The organism is Clostridium sp. Marseille-Q7071 (genome assembly GCF_965112025.1).
On sequence record NZ_CBCOPR010000001.1, the window covers coordinates 1,311,527 to 1,329,357 of the forward strand.

At 27.8% G+C, this 17,831-nt stretch carries 15 protein-coding genes; 13 read left to right on the plus strand and 2 right to left on the minus strand.

All coding sequences use genetic code 11. The features are described from left to right. The first annotated feature begins 125 nt into the window (after window positions 1-125). The 3 genes from ACWPW7_RS06220 to ACWPW7_RS06230 all read left to right on the plus strand — a co-directional run bounded on the left by ACWPW7_RS06220 (window position 126) and on the right by ACWPW7_RS06230 (window position 5,808). Window positions 126-809 (plus strand): ABC transporter ATP-binding protein, encoded by a 684-nt coding sequence (locus ACWPW7_RS06220; RefSeq protein WP_454052799.1) that lies wholly within the window; start codon window positions 126-128, stop codon window positions 807-809. Then, complete coding sequence (locus tag ACWPW7_RS06225; protein WP_454052800.1) at window positions 806-3,376, plus strand: FtsX-like permease family protein; 2,571 nt, start codon at window positions 806-808, stop codon at window positions 3,374-3,376. Before ACWPW7_RS06220 ends, ACWPW7_RS06225 begins: the two co-directional genes overlap by 4 nt. A gap of 380 nt (window positions 3,377-3,756) precedes the next feature. Continuing rightward, complete coding sequence (locus tag ACWPW7_RS06230) at window positions 3,757-5,808, plus strand: methyl-accepting chemotaxis protein (RefSeq protein ID WP_454052801.1); 2,052 nt, start codon at window positions 3,757-3,759, stop codon at window positions 5,806-5,808. Between the two features lie 93 nt (window positions 5,809-5,901). Here ACWPW7_RS06230 and ACWPW7_RS06235 read toward each other — a convergent pair whose 3' ends face one another. Continuing rightward, a complete protein-coding gene (locus tag ACWPW7_RS06235) occupies window positions 5,902-6,447 on the minus strand; it encodes a DUF4352 domain-containing protein (protein WP_454052802.1) in 546 nt (181 codons plus the stop codon). A gap of 495 nt (window positions 6,448-6,942) precedes the next feature. Between ACWPW7_RS06235 and ACWPW7_RS06240 the strand changes: the two genes are divergently transcribed. The 10 genes from ACWPW7_RS06240 (at window position 6,943) to ACWPW7_RS06285 (ending at window position 16,796) form a co-directional block, all read left to right on the plus strand. After that, on the plus strand, window positions 6,943-9,123 hold the full coding sequence (locus ACWPW7_RS06240) for a DNA topoisomerase III (protein WP_454052803.1): 2,181 nt from the start codon (window positions 6,943-6,945) through the stop codon (window positions 9,121-9,123). Window positions 9,124-9,354: 231 nt separating this feature from the next. Next, window positions 9,355-10,350: an aromatic acid exporter family protein gene (locus ACWPW7_RS06245; RefSeq protein ID WP_454052804.1), complete on the plus strand. Its 996-nt coding sequence runs from the start codon at window positions 9,355-9,357 to the stop codon at window positions 10,348-10,350. A gap of 89 nt (window positions 10,351-10,439) precedes the next feature. Beyond that, the gene (gene aac(6'), locus ACWPW7_RS06250; protein WP_454052805.1) at window positions 10,440-10,886 is read left to right on the plus strand and encodes an aminoglycoside 6'-N-acetyltransferase; all 447 of its coding nucleotides are present in this window, start codon (window positions 10,440-10,442) and stop codon (window positions 10,884-10,886) included. 200 nt (window positions 10,887-11,086) lie between these two features. Then, window positions 11,087-11,347 carry a TIGR04076 family protein gene (locus ACWPW7_RS06255; protein WP_454052806.1) on the plus strand — a complete coding sequence of 87 codons (261 nt, stop codon included), beginning with the start codon at window positions 11,087-11,089 and terminating at the stop codon, window positions 11,345-11,347. 13 nt (window positions 11,348-11,360) lie between these two features. Beyond that, window positions 11,361-11,510 (plus strand): hypothetical protein, encoded by a 150-nt coding sequence (locus ACWPW7_RS06260; protein WP_454052807.1) that lies wholly within the window; start codon window positions 11,361-11,363, stop codon window positions 11,508-11,510. A gap of 22 nt (window positions 11,511-11,532) precedes the next feature. After that, a complete protein-coding gene (locus ACWPW7_RS06265; RefSeq protein ID WP_454052808.1) occupies window positions 11,533-12,699 on the plus strand; it encodes a sensor histidine kinase in 1,167 nt (388 codons plus the stop codon). 25 nt (window positions 12,700-12,724) lie between these two features. Further along, window positions 12,725-13,381 carry a response regulator transcription factor gene (locus ACWPW7_RS06270; protein WP_454052809.1) on the plus strand — a complete coding sequence of 219 codons (657 nt, stop codon included), beginning with the start codon at window positions 12,725-12,727 and terminating at the stop codon, window positions 13,379-13,381. Window positions 13,382-13,630: 249 nt separating this feature from the next. Then, complete coding sequence (locus tag ACWPW7_RS06275; RefSeq protein ID WP_454052810.1) at window positions 13,631-14,575, plus strand: ATP-binding cassette domain-containing protein; 945 nt, start codon at window positions 13,631-13,633, stop codon at window positions 14,573-14,575. Between the two features lie 2 nt (window positions 14,576-14,577). After that, complete coding sequence (locus tag ACWPW7_RS06280; protein ID WP_454052811.1) at window positions 14,578-15,714, plus strand: ABC transporter permease; 1,137 nt, start codon at window positions 14,578-14,580, stop codon at window positions 15,712-15,714. A gap of 2 nt (window positions 15,715-15,716) precedes the next feature. After that, on the plus strand, window positions 15,717-16,796 hold the full coding sequence (locus ACWPW7_RS06285; protein WP_454052812.1) for an ABC transporter permease: 1,080 nt from the start codon (window positions 15,717-15,719) through the stop codon (window positions 16,794-16,796). 78 nt (window positions 16,797-16,874) lie between these two features. Here the strand turns inward: ACWPW7_RS06285 and ACWPW7_RS06290 are convergent, their stop codons facing one another. Then, window positions 16,875-17,426 carry a sugar O-acetyltransferase gene (locus ACWPW7_RS06290; protein WP_454052813.1) on the minus strand — a complete coding sequence of 184 codons (552 nt, stop codon included), beginning with the start codon at window positions 17,424-17,426 and terminating at the stop codon, window positions 16,875-16,877. Window positions 17,427-17,831 lie beyond the last annotated feature (405 nt).

A 17,831-nucleotide genomic window follows, 5' to 3' on the forward strand; every position in this document is an offset into this window, starting at 1 on the left:
TGTTAATCTTATAGAAGATTTCAAATGCCTTACAATCTTTCTATTTTGTAAGAATAAAATTCACTATAGAGTAAGAATAGGAAAGTATACTTAAGATATAAATTAAGAAACTAGGAGGAAACACTATGGAGATATTAAAAACCGTTTCTCTTTGTAAAAGTTATGGTGAAGGAGAAATTAAAGTTGAAGCATTAAAGGATATTAATCTTTCTATAAATCAAGGTGAGTTTGTTGCAATAGTAGGGGCAAGTGGTTCAGGGAAAAGTACATTATTACATTTGTTAGGAGGGGTAGATAGACCTACTTCAGGAAATGTCATTGTAGATAATGTAGATGTATATAATTTAAATGAAAATCAGCTTGCGGTATTTAGAAGAAGGAAAGTAGGATTTATATTTCAGTTTTATAACTTAATACCTGTACTTACTGCAGAAGAAAATATAAAGCTTCCTCTTCTTTTAGATTATAAAAAAGAAGATAAAAATTATCTTGAGGATCTAATTAATATTTTAGGTATAAAAGATAGACTACATCATCTTCCCTCTGAGCTTTCAGGAGGACAACAACAAAGAGTTTCTATAGGAAGAGCTTTAGCCTATAAACCGTCTATAATATTAGCGGATGAGCCAACAGGAAATTTGGACTCTAAAAATTCAAAAGAAATATTAGAACTATTAAAACTTTCAGTTAAAAAATATAATCAAACACTTATAATGATTACTCATGACGTAAACATTGCCTCTCAAGCAGATAGAGTTATTACTTTAGAGGATGGTAAGGTGGTAAGTGATGAGGTGATAAGAAGATGAAAAGCTACAGTGAAATTACAGGAAGATATTTAAAGGTACAAAAAAAGAGGACTATTCTGACTATAATAGGGATAGTACTTTCAGTAGCACTTATAACTTCTATTGCCACAATGTTTAAAAGTTTTCAGGACAATAGAATAAGGCAAGTAAAGGGGTATTCAGGAGATTTCCATATACTTTTCAATAGTGTAAATGGCGGGCATATACCCTATTTTAAAGCTCATAAGGATATAAAGAAAACGGGAATAACTAGATATGATGGGGCAAGCATCATTGGTAAACGTAAAAAAACCGGTAGAAATGTAGAACTTTATTTAGAGTCTTACAATAAAGAAATGTTTGAATTAAAAAATATTAAATTAAGTGAAGGACGCCTTCCGCAAAAGGAAGATGAAATTATTCTTGAACCTTGGGCTATGGAAGTGCTAAATGCTAAAGTTGGAGATAAGATAACTTTAAAATTAGGGGAGATAATATACCCAGAAGATGAAGGCAATGGTAAAGAAATCAATTATGAAGATATAAAGTTTAAAGAGAAGAACTCTAAGGAATATATCATATGTGGATTAATAAAGGAATCGATACAGGGAAATGGAATAAGTTATTTATCGGAAGATAGTTCTTTAAATAAAAATGAAAAGTATAATATTTATGCCAATATAAATTTAAAAAAACAAGCTGAAGTTATAGGTAAACAAATTGTAGAGGAACTAAATTTAGATGAAGACAGTATTTGGTATAATGAAGAGCTTTTAAGAGTTATGCTAAAGAGTTTAGATGATAGTGAAAATAGAATAGTAGGTTTGATTGCAGTATTTTTTATAATTTTAGTTATTGTAGCAACTATTTCAGTTATTTATAATTCTTTTCATATGTCTGTTATGGAAAGAGTATCTCAATTTGGAATATTGCGTTCTGTAGGAGCATCTAAAAATCAAATAAAGAGAATTGTAATGAAAGAAGCTATGATTTTAGCAATTATATCAATTCCAATTGGATTAGTTTTAGGATTAGTGGCTTTAAAAATTGTAATTATGATATTAGGTTCACTTGCTTTCTCTATGTTTGAAGGCTTTGAAATAACTATAAATCCAATAATATTATTAGGAAGTGCAGTTTTAGGTCTTATAACTATATATATATCATCAAAAGGACCAGCAAAATTAGCAGCCAAAGTATCTCCACTAGAAGCTATTAAAAATAGTGGAACTGTAAAGAAGGAAGATCTTAAAAAGGCTAAAAGTGGAATTATAGCAGGAAAGATTTTTGGTATAGAAGGACAAGTTGCTTATAAAAATTTAAGAAGAAATAAAACAAGGTTTAGAATAACTATTTTTTCAATGGTTATAAGTATTGTATTGTTTATTGTATTTAACTCCTTTGCTTATGATATAAAAAAAGTAGAAAAAGTTGCAATGGCGACGGAACCTGAATATAGAGTTATGCTAAGCAGTGGTGAAGTAGAAGAAAGCACTATATCAAAATTTTGTGAGGATATAGAGAAAGTACAGGGAATAGATTTAGTGTATAAAGAAATACGGGAGTCCCCAGCTATAGCTATTGAAAAGGATAAGCTTAATAAAGAGTATGAAGATTTAACGGAAACAAATTTTTATAATTTTGATGATGGAGATTATGCTTTTACCTATAGTCCATTTTATGCTTATAATAGTAAATCTTTTGAAAAGAGCAAGAAAAATATTATAGCAGGAGAAATAAATGAGAAAAAATTAAATGAAGAAAATGGAGTTATAATAATTCAAAATGCTCATATCAAAACTAAAGATAAAAAAAGGGCTAATATTAATGTTACTAATTATAAAGTTGGAGATGAAATATCAATTATACCTTCATCAATTGCTGGAGATACAGATGAAAATTTATTAAACCATGTAGGAAAGATTAAGGTTAAAGTCTTAGGAATTCTTGAAGAAGATGCTGTATTTGAAAATAGCTGGGAATGGGGTAGCTTAAGATTTATAAGTACAGAAAAAGTATATAAAGATATATTTGGAGAACTGAGATCTAACAAATTAAATATAAGGACTGGAAAGGATGTCGATCATAAGGTAATTAAAGAAAAGCTAGAAAGTATTACTAATGAAAATAATATGTATATACTTGATAATGTGGAAGCAGCAAAGAGAGATAAAAGTATGATGATACAAATAATGGTATTTATTTATGGATTTATAACAGTAGTTACCTTGATTAGTTCTATAAATATAATAAATACCATAAATACAAATTTATTACTTAGAAAAAGAGAATTGGCAACTTTTAAATCTATAGGTATGGCAGAAAAGCAAATTAAAAAGATGATAGTTTTAGAAAGTGTATATTATGCTATTATTGCATCATTTTATGGAATATTGATGGGAATGCCATTGTCCTATATTCTTTATAGATTAATGAGTGAATTGAGAGCTTATGAATGGAATATACCTTGGAGTTCAACAGTAATGGCATTTATAGGTTCCATAGTAATAGTAATTATAGCATCAATGATATCTTTAAGAAAGATGAGTAAAATAAACATAATGGATAGCATTAGGGCAGAAGAATAATGCCTTAGATAACTTACAATCTGTTTAATCTGTTTAGACTTTTAAATAAAAATATTAGTTTAGATAATATTAAAAAAATCATGACTTTGTCATGATTTTTTTAGGTTTTTCTTTATATTTTAAAATAAAATTAGATTAATATTTAATAAGCTATTATATAAGTAAAACTTTATTTTGATGATAAAACTTATTATTTCTAAGACGTAAATTTTTATAATAAAATTGGCCGCTGAAAGATATCTTTATTGATAAATAGTTAACAGGTGAAAAGTCTAAAGTTTTCTTAGGTTCTTAACGAATATAAGTTATATAATTTTATGAAATTTATCATAATAAATTACAATTTTTAAAAAAATCACTATAGTTAGAAGGAGAATAAGATGGCAAAATTAAGATCTAAAAGCATAAAAAGTAAAATGTTAGTTATGATATTACCAGTAACTATAATATCAATGCTTATGTTATCATCATTATCTTACGTTACTGCAAAGAAAACAATAGATAGTGAAATTAATGAAAAAATGAAGTATCAAACTGATGCGGTTATTGAAAATATATCTAAAAGTTTAGAGAATCATTCAAAAATTCCATTTACTTTAGCAAGAACAGTGGAAGCAAGTAGAGATACTTTAACTGAAAAAAACTATGAAAATTTAGTGAAATCATATGTAAATTCTAATGATCAAACCTTCGGAGCTGGAATATGGTATGAACCTTTTAAATATAAAAATGATGTAAAATTTTTTGGTCCATATGCTTATAAAAAAGATGGCGTAGTAACTTATACAAATGAATACAATAAGACAGATTATACTTCTAGTCATTGGTATAAGCTAGGTGAAAATATAGATAAAGGTTTAAGTTGGTCAGAACCATATATAGATGACGTTACAAATACAACTATGATAACTACAACAGTGCCTATCTTAGATGATAAAAAGAACCGTATAGGTGTTACTACAGCAGATATAAATTTATCCAATATACAAGAAATGATAAAAAACATAAAAGTAGGTGAAGGTGGAAGAGCATTTTTATTAAATAAAGATGGAACATACCTTTCTGATATAGATGAAGAGAAAATAATGAAAGCCAATATTTCAAGCGATTCAAATGAAAGTTTATCTTCTATAAGTAAAAATATATTAGAAAATGAAAATGGCATAGACTCTTTTACTGACTCTAATGGAAAAAATATCATATTTTTCTCAAAGGTACCAAATGTAAATTGGAAATTAGTTTTATCTATTCCAGAGAAAGAACTTTTATCTCCACTGAGAAGCTTATTATATAAAGTGCTAATAACTATGACAGGAACTATATTACTTATAGTTTTAATTATAATGCTCATAGTTAACAATATAAAAAATAGGATATCTAAGGTTAATAAATTAGCAGAAGCTATATCTTCTGGAGATTTAACAAATAGAATAGAAATTACTAATAATGATGAGCTGGGAGAAATGGCAGTTTATCTTAATAAAATGAATGATAATCTGAAGGATATAATAAAAAGTGTGTCTGATGGATTAGAGCAAGTAGTTGCTACTTCAGAAGAATTAACTGCTAGTGCAGGACAAACTAGAGAAGCAGCAGATCAAATAGCTGTTTCTATACAAGAAATAGCTAACGGTAGTGACTTACAGTCCTCATCATATGATATTGTGTCAGAGGAAAGTGAGCAAGTATTTAAAGGTGTAGATAAAATAGCAAGTGATATAAATACTGCCACAAACTCTTCAATTACTGCTTATAATAAAGCTTTTGATGGAAATGATGTCATAGTAGGAACAATAAATCAAATGAATGAGATAAATTCTAAAGTATATACTTCATCCAAAATGATAAATTCTTTAGGAGAAAAATCAAGTAAAATAGGAGAAATAATATCCTTAATAACAGATATATCTTCAAGAACTAATCTACTTGCATTAAATGCAGCCATAGAAGCTGCACGAGCTGGAGAACAGGGAAGAGGTTTTGCAGTTGTTGCTGATGAAATAAGAAAATTAGCAGAGCAATCTGCTAATGCATCAAATAATATTTCTTCAATAATAAATGAAATTCAAAATGAAATTTCATTTACTATAACCTCAATGAATGAAGGAAATAAAGCTGTAGATGAAGGAATGGTTCTTGTTGAGAATGCAGGAGAATCATTTAAAGATATATTAAGTGAAATTGAAAATGCTTCTAATAATATGAAGAGTGTCTCAGAAGTAATAAATAATGTTTTATCAAGTACTAAAGTAATGGTTAAATCTATAGATGAAAATGCTCAAATTTCAAAGCAGACCGCTTTAAATTCGCAAAATGTAGCGGCATCAAGTGAAGAACAATCTGCTCTGATGCAAGAAGTTTCACATGCATCAGAAGAACTTTCAAACATGGCATTTGAGCTACAATCAGATTTAACTAAATTTAAATTATAGTCTGTTATAATATTAATTTTGAAGCAAATAAGAGCTTCTTTATAGATATCTTAAAAAATATTTATAAAGAAGCTCTTATTTATTTTATTTTTATTATTGTTCAATAGTTGCCTTTACGTAATTTGGTTTTCCTGTTAATTTAAGTTTAACTTCTAGTTCTACATCTTGAGTATCAACAGGAACAGAGAATGCAGTTTCGCCAGTCATTTTTCTTCCAGCGGCAAGTGAACCATTTAAACTACCATTTAAATCAGTTACAATAGCCATATCAAAGCTTCTTCCGTCTTTATCAAGTAATTTAAAACCTAATGCTGAACTTATAGTTGCATCTTCATTTCCTGTGTTTTCAATGGTAACGTCTGCTGCAACCCATTTATTTCCTTCAGCAGGTTTAAGTAAATCATTTGTAGGCTTTACTTCTCTAACTTTATTTACAGTGACTTTAAAGCCATCTTGCTCAAAAGTATCTCCAACCTTAAGTTCTTTATTTTCTTCTTTTTTCTCATCTTTCTTTTCTTCTGCAGCAGGTTTATTTGTATTTTCATCAGCTTTTTTACTATCTGATGAACAGCCTACAAAAGTAAAAATAGAAACAGCAGCTAAAGAAGCACAAATTAATCTAAATTTTTTACTCATCATAATTTAACCCTCCAATAAAATTATATAAATATAATTTGACCATGAAAATTATAGCATAAAGTTATATTTATGTAAAATTAATTAAATATAATTTAATTATGAAAATTATAGAACAAAATTATATTTATGTAAAATTAATGAATTATCTTATTATTTTATGTAGAATGTTAAACAATTACCATAATAATATAAAATTTAAATTTAATAATATCGTGATGACTTTTATAGAATTAATATATTAAATGCTTAGTTTAGAATACTAAAGAAAAAAATGATGTCATTCTATTCTCCAAATATATGTATATTCAAATAAAAAAAAATTATGATTAAAAAAATAAATAACAAGATTTTTTATAAAGAATTAATTGAATAAATATATTGACATAAATAACAAGTGGAATATAAATTTTTCATTAGGAATGGTGATTTTATCACGATTTTTCTTTTTAGTGGTATAATAAATATTACTATATAAATTTAGATTGGAGATATGAGATGTCAAAAATATTGGTTTTAGCTGAAAAGCCTTCTGTTGGTAAGGAGTTAGGGAAGGTTTTAGGTTGCAATAAAGTTAATAATGGATATTTAGAAGGAAATAAATACATAGTTACTTGGGCACTTGGACATTTAGTTACACTAGCCGACCCAGAAGCTTACGATAATAAATATAAGGTTTGGAGTTTAGAAACTTTACCTATGCTTCCTAAAAAGATGGAACTAGTGGTAATTAAACAAGGTGGAAAACAGTTTAGTATTGTTAAAAATCTTATGAAACGAGAGGATGTTGGAAGTCTTATTATAGCTACTGATGCTGGAAGAGAAGGGGAGCTTGTAGCGAGATGGATTATGGAAAAAGCTAATTTTAGAAAGCCTTTTAAAAGACTTTGGATCTCTTCTCAAACGGAAAAAGCTATAAAAGATGGATTTAACAATTTGAAAGATGGAAGGGCTTACGATAATTTATATAAGGCAGCACAATGTAGAGCTGAGGCAGATTGGCTTGTAGGTTTAAATGTAACTAGAGCACTGACAAGTAAGTTTAATGCACAATTATCAGCAGGACGTGTGCAAACACCAACCCTTTATATGATAGTAAAAAGAGAAGAGGAAATTAAAAAATTTAAACCTGTGGATTATTACAGTATAGATGTGAAAACTAAAGGTTTTAATTTAAGTTATGTGGATAAAAATAATAATAATAGAATTTTCGATAAGAAAAAGGCCGATATTGTAGCAAGTGATTTCAAAAATGGCACTATAACAATTAGTGAGGTTAAAAGTGAGAATAAAAAGGAACTTCCACCATTAGCCTATGATTTAACAGAACTTCAAAGGGATGCTAATAGAAGATATGGTTATTCTGCAAAGCAAACTCTTCAGCTTATGCAAAGATTATATGAAAATCATAAGTTATTAACTTATCCGAGAACAGATTCAAGATATTTAACTAGCGATATGGTATCTACCTTAAGTGATAGACTTAAGGCAGTGAATATAGGTCCTTATAGTGAAGCTGTAAGAAAAATATTAAGAGGAAAAATTAATGCTACTAAAAGGTTAGTTGATAACTCTAAGGTATCAGATCATCATGCTATTATTCCTACTGAACAACATGTTAATTTATCTTCACTAAGTTTTGAGGAGAGAAATATATATGATTTAGTTGTTAAAAGATTTTTAGAGGTTTTATCTCCAGCTTTTGAATATGAACAAATTACAGTTAAGGGAGAATGCAATAACCATATTGTAAGAGCTAAAGGAAAAATTGTTAAATCTCTAGGATGGAAAGAAATCAGTGGAAATGTAGTTAATGATAAAGAAGATGAGGATGAAAAAGAACAAAATCTGCCAAGCATTAATGTTGGAGATAAATTGAAAGTGGAAGGAGTTTCTTTAAGAACTCTACAAACTAAACCACCAGCAAGATACACAGAAGCTACATTACTTTCAGCTATGGAAAATCCTCAAAAGTTTATGGAAGACAATAAGGCCTTAAAAGAAGCTATAAACGAAGCAGGGGGACTAGGAACTCCAGCTACAAGAGCAGATATAATTGAAAAATTATTTTCTACATTTTATGTAGAGAGAAAAGGAAAGGAAATACATCCTACTTCTAAAGGAATTCAGCTTATAGACTTAGCACCAGAAGATTTAAAATCTCCTAAGCTTACAGCAAAATGGGAACAAACTTTAAATTCAATAAGCAAAGGAAGTGCAAATCCTAAAGATTTTGTAGATGAAATGAGAAGATATTCTGCAGAGCTTGTTAAAACAGTAGCAGGTAGTAGTACAAAATATGTTCATGACAACATGACTAGAGAAAAATGTCCTGATTGTGGTAAATATCTACTAGAGGTAAATGGCAAAAAAGGAAAGATGCTTGTATGCCAAGATAGAGCCTGTGGATATAGAAAAGGAATAGCGAGAGTGACTAATTCAAGATGTCCAGAATGTCACAAAAAGTTAGAGTTAAGAGGACAGGGAGAAAAGCAAATATTTGTATGTCCAAACTGTAATTATAGAGAAAAAATGTCTGAGTTTAAAAATAGAAAGCAAGAGAGTAACAAAAAAGTTACTAAACAAGAAGTAAATAAATATTTAAGACAGCAACAAAAAGAAAATAATGAACCTATAAATTCCGCACTAGCAGATGCTTTATCAAAATTAAAGTTTTAAAAAAATGTTTTAATTGAAATCAATTTTTATTACTATTATAAACACCCCAGAGGAAAGAGATTTCGCTGGGGTTTTAATCTACCTAAGAAGTTATAATATATATTTTATTATAACTTACTTTATTTTTTATGAGATTGATAAAATTATATATAAAACGGTGAAATTTTACGATACTATATATAGTGTATGAATTAAAGAAAGTAATAGTATTTATAGATAAAGGAGGAGTTTATGGGACGATTTATTGGACTTAGAGTATTAAAGACTGCCATTGGAGCAACGCTTGCCATTATTTTAGCTAAGGCAATAGGGTTACAATATGCTGTATCAGCAGGGGTCATTACTATTTTAAGTATTCAAAATACAAAGAAAAAATCAATTACTTTAGCTTTTCAAAGATTTGAATCTACAGTAATGGCACTAGGAATAGCAGCTATCTTATTTACTGTATTTGGTTACAATGCTATATCCTTTGGAGTATTTTTACTTATTTTTATTCCATTTACGGTGAAGTTCAATTTGACAGATGGTATAGTAGTTAGTTCTGTTTTAGTAACTCATTTGTTAGTTGAAGAATCTATTTCATTTTACTGGATGAAAAATGAAATATTATTGATGGCAGTGGGTGCAGGAATTGGAATTTTATTAAATACTTATATGCCTAAAATTGAAGGTGAGATTAAAGAAGATCAGCGTTATATTGAAGAGAGTATACGCAAGATTTTATTAAATATGGCGCATACCCTAAGAAGTCATTCTGTTTATATAGATGAAGAGAAGGTTTTTCAAGATTTAAAAAAACGATTAGAAGAAGCAAATGAGCGTGCAAGACAGCATTTAGATAATTACATTATGCATGAAGTAAAATACTATGTGCAATATATGGAAATGAGAACTACTCAATTTACAATATTAGAACATATGCGTAAACATATTGTTAAGTTTGAAATGACGCCAACTCAAACGGAGATTGTGGCAAATTTTGCAGAAAAAATTGCCTTAGAGCTACATGAATATAATAGTGCAGAAGAGCTATTAGAAGAATTTAAAATAGTCTTAGAAGCCTGTCGTATTCAAGAATTACCAAAGACTAGAGAAGAGTTTGAGAGCAGAGCAATACTATTTCAATTTCTAAATGATTTAGAGTACCTATTAGAAGTAAAAAGAGATTTTAAAAATAATTTAGATAGAGAAGAAATTGGATATTTCTGGCCAAATGAAAAGTAGTATGATTAGAAAAGTAATGAAATATGAACATTATTATTTGAATAGTATAGTTTAACTCAATTAAATATTTAATGAAGTGAGGGGAATTTATGAATAAAAATGTTGTATTTGCAAGCTTAGAAAATATAGATGATATCCTACTTATGGCTTTACAATTATGGCCTGATAATACTTATTATGGGCTAAGAGAAGAGCTAACTGAAATTTTAAATAATGAAAAAGAAAGAATACTTTTATACAAACTAGAAGATGAGCTTATTGGATTTAATCATGTTGCTATAAGGCATGATTATGTAGAGGGATCAAATTCTAGTCCTGTTGGATTTATAGAAGGTATATTTGTAAAAGAAAATCATAGAGGAAAAGGTATTGCTAAAATGTTAGTCAGAAGTGGCGAAGAATGGGCAAAATCAAGAGGATGTACACAAATGGGATCTGATGTTGAATTTCATAATGTAGGGAGCTACAATTTTCATAAAAAAATAGGATATACGGAAATTAATCGAATAATATGCTTTTTAAAGGATATAGGCTAATTATTTTAGATTTAAGGATTCAATAGTTAAAAAGAAGCTATTATTTATTGAGTTATAATTGTAAAATTAATTTTTTAAAAGAAAATTTTAAAATAATAATATTATTATATCAGTGATTTTAAAATATATTTATTATATAGATAATCTATAATTTAATAAATAACCGTAGTAATTTGTGATGATTTAAGGAGTAAAAAATTATGCCAAAAGTGAAATTAACTATAAAAGAAAGTAAATGCAGATGTGGATATTATAAAAATGGTGATAGTTTTATTGTTGAAGACATATGCCCACCTATTTGTCATGAACTTTGGAATAGTATATACCCAAGCGTATACGCTCTTCTAAATGGTGCTACATTAGACTACGGTAATTATAAAGAGAAAAAATTTGAAATGAAATGTCCTGATAATGGTAGAGTTGTTATTTATGGAGAAGTAGAAGAAAGTGAATTTAAATAACAATGTGATTATATTGCTTATTAAAGGAGAAGGAGAAAATATAGAACTACTTATAGAAAGTGGTTCTTTTTGTTTTGCAGCAATAGATTATTATTGTAAAATAATGAGTGAGGATAGATTTGTATTATATATAGTAAACTATGAAGAATTAAAACTTCATTAAATAAATTTATTAAGGGGGAAACATGTTTAGAAAAGTACAACAACAAAAATATATGATATTTTTAAGGTATGGATATATATTACTTTTTATGCTATCTTTTGGTAAAGAATATAAAAGTACAGGTCCATTAGAAATTATAATTTTGCTAACTTATATTATAAATAATCAATTAAGATATTTTATACTGCCTAAGGAAAATACTTACATAGTGCCGTCACTGGTAGGTGAAATATTGTTAGGTTATAAATTATATATTTTAGCTGGAAACTTTGGTGGATTAATATTTGTTTTGTCGTTAATAGATATTATTTATATGTTTAAAAAAGTGTGCACACTAATATATATATTAGGAATAACAATATTGATAATTACTCAAAAGAATTTAGAACTGCTGATAAGTTGGCTTATAGCAGCTTTACCTATATTTTTATTATTAGCAAAAGTAAAAGACGAAGAAGGAAGAAAGTTAGAGGCTCAAAACTTATATGATAAATTAAGAGAGAAAGATGAAGAGTTAAAAAGAGTAAATAAAGAATTGGAAGTTTACGCTAATACTATAGAAGAAATTACTATTTTAAGAGAAAGAAATAGAATATCAAGGGAAATACATGATAATGTTGGACATGCATTATCTACAATAATAATACAATTAGGAGCTATTGAAAAAATATGCAAAAGTGATGGAGAAACAGCTTCAATGATGGCTAAGAATTTAGGTGATTTTACAAAAGAAAGTATGGAAAGAGTTAGAGGCGCTGTGAGGGCTATGAAGCCTAGAGAGTTTGAGGAGTATGAAGGTGTAATAGCTATATCAGAAATGATAAAAAACTTTCAGAAGCTTACAGGAGTAGAAGTAAAATTAAGAGTGTCAGATAGTGTTTGGAAATTAAACTCAGATCAGACCATGGTTATATATAGAATAATTCAAGAATTTTTATCTAATGCTGTGAGACATGGTAAGTCAACAGAGGTAAAGATATTCTTAAATTTTTTAGAAACTCATTTAAGAATCCATTTAAAAGATAATGGAGTAGGATGTTCTAAGGTTATACCAGGAATTGGGCTTCAAAGCATAAAAGAAAGAGTTGCAACTTGGGGAGGTAATATAGAGTATTTTACTAAAGAAGGACAAGGTTTTGAACTTGTAGTAACAATGGATAAGGTGAAGCTAAGTTTAGATGGAGTATAATCTTTATTATAGGAGAGGGAAATAAATGGATAAAATAAAAATAATAATAGTTGATGATGAAAAATTAATTAGAGAAGGGTTAAAAATAATACTTTCCACCTATGAAGATATTGAGGTTTTGTCTATATGTGAAAATGGAAGAGTTGCCTATGAATTCTGCAGAGAAAATACTGTTGACGTGGTTTTGATGGATATAAGGATGGAAGAATGTGACGGGGTACTTGGAACAAAGCTAATTAAGGAAGCTGCACCTAATACGAAAGTTTTAGTTTTAACTACCTTTAAAGATGGAGAGTATATTGAGGAGGCTCTTAAAAATGGTGCTTCAGGATATCTTCTTAAAGATAGTTCCTATGATTTAATATACGGCGGAATTAAAGCAGTTCATGGAGGGAATGTAGTAGTTCATCCAGAGATTATTACAAAGCTTATGGTAAAGGAAGAAACACAATGTGAACAGTTAAAAACAGAGTATATAAAAAAAGAAACAGGATTAACGGAAAGAGAGTTAACTATAATTAAGGAAATAGCTAAAGGATTATCAAATAAAGAAATAGGAGAAAAAATGTTTTTAACTGAAGGGACTATAAAAAACAATATAACTACCATACTTTCAAAGCTTTCCCTCAGAGATAGAACTCAGATAGCTATATTTGCTTTTAAAAATAACTTGGCTCAGTAATATTATAATCTGATAGTTTTTAGTTTGACATTCAAATTTAAAATAATTGGCAATAAAAATAAATATTAAATTAAGAATTGAAACATTTTAGAAAGTACTTAGGTCTAAAGAGGTTGATTATAATCAGCCTCTTTTGCTTTTAGCACTATATTAAATGACTTAAGTCATTTAATATGATTACCTAGGCTAATAGGTAGAATGACAAAATTAATTTATAATTGAATTATAAGGTTAATGGAGGTAATTAGTATGAAGTTTATAGAAATTAAAAACTTAACAAAAAGATTTAATGATAAACTTGTTATAGACAATGTTTCTTTACGAATAGAAAAGGGTGAAATTTTTGGATTACTTGGCCCTAATGGAGCTGGTAAATCTACCTTAATTAATTTGATGGTTGGACTCTTAAAAATAGATAGAGGAGAAGTAGTTATAGGGGGATACAATATATCAAAGGAACCTTTAAAGGCAAAGGAAAAAATAGGACTAGTTCCGCAAGAAATAGCTCTTTTTGAAAATCTAAATGCTAAAGAAAATTTAGAATATTGGGGAGGTCTTTATGGACTAAGAGGGGCTATGTTAAGAGAGAGAATAAATGAAGCTTTAGAAATAGCAGCTTTACAGGAACATATAAAAAAGCCTGTAAAAAAATATTCTGGAGGAATGAAAAGAAGACTTAATATAGCTGCAGCTATGATGCATCATCCAGAAGTTTTGATTATGGATGAGCCCACAGTAGGAATAGATCCTCAATCAAGAAATCATATTTTTGAAGTGGTTAAGAAAATGAATAAAGAATATAATTCAACAATAATATATACTTCCCATTATATGGAGGAAATAGAAGCACTCTGTGACAATATATTTATTCTTGATTTAGGAAAAGAAGTTGCTTATGGGAGTAAAGAAGAATTAAAAAGAATGGTTATAAGCGATAAGGTAATAAAAATAAAAGCTCAAGGAGAGCTAGAGAAACTTATGTTTGATATAAAGAAGCTTTCTACCATAAGAGGAGTAGAAATAAAAGGGGAAGAGCTTAAAATAATAGCCAATGAAAAGATAACCCTTAATGAATTATTTAATGAAATTTCAAAACATAAAGTAGAAGTCAAAAATATAGGTATAGAAGAACCAACTTTAGAAGAAGTCTTCTTAACTTTAACTGGTAAAAAATTAAGGGATAAGGAGGAATAAAAATGCAAATATTTCCTCAGATTAAAAAGAACTTAATATCATTTTTAAGAGAAGGTAAAATTACAATTATTTGTTTTTTGCTTTTTCCAATGATAATGGCCTATATATATGGAGCGATGCAAGAAGACATGTTTCAAGGGAAAAGTCATTTTGAACCAATAAAGGTTATTTTTAATTATGATAAATTCTCAAAAGAAGGAGAAGTTTTAGCAGCAATACTAAAGGATAAAGAAACGAAAAGCTTTATAACTGTTGTAGCAGATGAAGAGCCACAATGTAAAGTAACCATAAGTGATGATTTTAAAACCATGGATATTGAAAAATTAAAGGGATCAGATACTCAAGTAGACATGGTGAAGGGATTTATGGAAATATTTAATGAAAATATAAATCAATATAATATAGTAGTAGATAATGTAGATAAATTAAGTTTAACCTCTGTAGAAAAAGGGGAATTAATAAATAAGTTACTATTTAAATTACAAGAAAATAATAGAGAAACATTAATAAAAGAAAAATTGGTAGAAGGTTATAAAAGTTTAGGAGCTAGAGAATATTATACAATTTCAATGTTTAGCTTTACATCAATAATGCTTGTTATAGTTCTAATAAAAGAGTTTTATAAAGAGAAAAAACAAGGAGTAGTTAGAAGAAGTTTTTCTACGCCAAATAGCAGGGCAAGTTATCTTTTGGGATATTTAACTTCTTGTTTTATCTTAGCATTAGTTATAAATTTTGTTTATGTAGTTGCAAATATAATATTAGGAATAGCATTCTTAGGTAATTTTATAGGAAATATTATAATTATAATACTTCAAAGTTTACTTCAAACAGCTGTAGTAGGAATGATAATTTCTTTTATAAAAAGTGAGAAAATAGCAAATTCTATTATGAATATCATTATATTCATACCAGCTATAATTGGTGGAGTATTTTTTTATTCCGATTTAATAGAGATCAAAATTTTAAAGTTTTTTTCAGATATTTCACCAAACTCATTGATATTAAATTCATATAAAAATTTGTCTATAGCTCAAGAAATTTATGGAGCTAAAAATCAGATAGTAATTATGATGATGTTATCGTTAGTACTTTTAATTGTAAGTTTTATTAGAGTTAAATTTAGTTGGGAGGAGTAATGATGAAATTCTTAATTGTTTTAAACAGTAATTTAAAAAGAATCACTAAAAGTAAAAAAATTGTTATTGCAAACTTTCTACTGCCAGCTATAGTTATTTTAACTCTTGGATTTGTATTTAATAGAATTACTGGTACAGATAATGAATATGCAATTATAAATAGTGATAAAGGTGTTTATGGTGAAGAGTTTATAAAGGAAATTCAAAAAAATAGTAAAGTTAAAATTTATAAAAAAGATGAAGGAATAGAAAGAGTTAAGAAGAAAAGAATGTCTTTATGTTATGAGATTCCAGAAGAATTTTCAGAACTAATATCTAAAGGCGAAAAACCTCAAATTATTTCACATAAAATAGAAGAAGGTACAGAGCCAGGAAATTTTCAGTTTAGTGCAAGTTCCCTAATAAATAAGATGATTTTGAGAAGTGAACTTAAAAATAATGGAAAAGACATTTCATTAGAAGCTCTAAATTATGAAAAAAATAATATAAATATAATAGGCAAAGATAAAAAAGCAATGGGTGATATAATAATTTTGAATATGATTATAAGCTTTATTCTATTTGGGTCTATAGGAATTTCTATGGAGTTATTTGAACTTAAAAGACAAAATATCTTAAAAAGAAGTTTTACTACATCAAATAAACCTAAGACTATAATTGGAGGAGTTCTAGCAGCATTATTTTTAATATCTTCACTAGGATATAGCGGAATATTTTTACTAAATTTATTTATAAATTCAAACAACTACCTAAATAAAGCACCTATTATAATATTAAATATAGTGTTTTTAGTATTACTTGCACTTAGTTTAGGAATATTTGTTACAAGAATAATTAAAAATGAAAATCTTATACCTATAGTACTACAAATAATAATATCCCTTACATGCTTTGTTGGAGGAAGTTTTATGCCTATAGAGCTTTTACCTAAAGGTATAAGAGTATTTTCAAAATTTACTCCTCAATATTGGGCACTACAATCGATTGACACGGGAAATGTCTGGCTATCATTTATAGTAGTATTATTTGCATTAGCTTTATTTACCGCAGGAACTTTTAAGACAAAAAACTTTATAGATTAAAAAATATAACCTAATAGAACTATCCTATTAGGTTATATTTTTTAATATTTATAAATACATATATATTTATAAAAGTTATTATTTTATAGTTTTTATTATCTTAGCAGGATTGCCTCCAACAACTACATTGTTAGGTATGTCTTTTACTATAACGGAGCCAGAAGCAATAACTACGTTATCACCTATAGTTACACCAGGGTTTATAGTAGAATTACCACCTATCCAAACGCTGTCTCCTATGGTTACTGGTTTTCCAAACTCAGTTTTAAGTCTTTCTATAGGATCAAGTGGGTGAGAGGCTGTATATATATGTACACCAGGAGCTATAAAGCAATTACATCCTATACGTATTTCACAGACATCTAACATAACACAGTTAAAGTTAGCATAGAAATTTTCTCCTACATGTATGTTATATCCATAATCACAACGAAAAGTGGGCTCTATATAAAGAGATTCTCCTGTAGATCCAAAGAGTTCTTTTAATATAGAAGTACGCTTATCTATTTCATTTTCAGAGGAATCATTAAAAAGCCTAGTTAATTCTCGGGCTCTCATTCTTTCTTTTACCAATTCAGGATCATTTGCTATATAAAGATAACCCTTGATCATTTTTTCTTTTTCTGTCATAAAATATCTCCTTTAATCGTAGTTTTTTAAGTATTTATATATGATTATTGTATGTTAGTATTTAAAATATTATAATAATATAATTAGATTTTAGAATAAAATAAGTAAATTATAAAAATTTATTAAAAATCATAATTTTAATAAATCCTATGAAAGACAACAGCTCTCATAGGGTTTTATTATTTTTGAAAAATATTTAGTATAAAAGTTATTATCAATGCAATTAATAACGAAGGTAAGATTAGAATGATAAAATAATCTAAAAGTTTATTATGACTAATCATCCAAGATATATAACTACACCATGTTTCATATAAATTCTCAGTGCAAGCATTAAAGGGAATTAGATATGTTTTTACTGATTTTATTCTCATTAGAGTAGTTACTATGAAGGATGTGATAAAG